Annotated in this window: 1 protein-coding gene; it reads right to left on the bottom strand. The window is 52.2% G+C overall.

The annotated features are described in order from the left end of the window. Positions 1–185 (bottom strand): hypothetical protein (locus AC1RPG_RS08515; protein ID WP_481762554.1); only part of this gene is annotated, 185 nt, incomplete at its 3' end. Positions 186–337: the final 152 nt, after the last annotated feature.

Raw genomic sequence — 337 nt, 5'->3', positions numbered from 1 at the left:
GCTGGAGCCTGCTGCATAGGAGGACGCGCACTCGTGATTCCGGGGATATCCACGGGATGCGGCAGATGCGCCACACTCTTCAGCTTATCAGCCTGAATCTGAGCCATGCGCTCTTGCTTATCTGCCGGAAACGCATCGAACGATGTGGTCTTCGACTGAGGTACGTAGTTTTTTGTGTCGATCATTGTGATTATCCTAGGATGCTATCGAGAGCACCCCCAAGCGAGTTGATAGCGGTCTGCGAAACGGTGTTCACCACTCCGTTGACCAAACTTTGACCAGCGTTGAACACCACCTCACTGATTAGGTCAGACGAGACGTTTGCCAGATTTATGAA

The organism is Dellaglioa sp. CoH-57-MRSF-18 (assembly GCF_056781995.1).
This window is presented reverse-complemented; position numbering and strand designations above follow the sequence as displayed.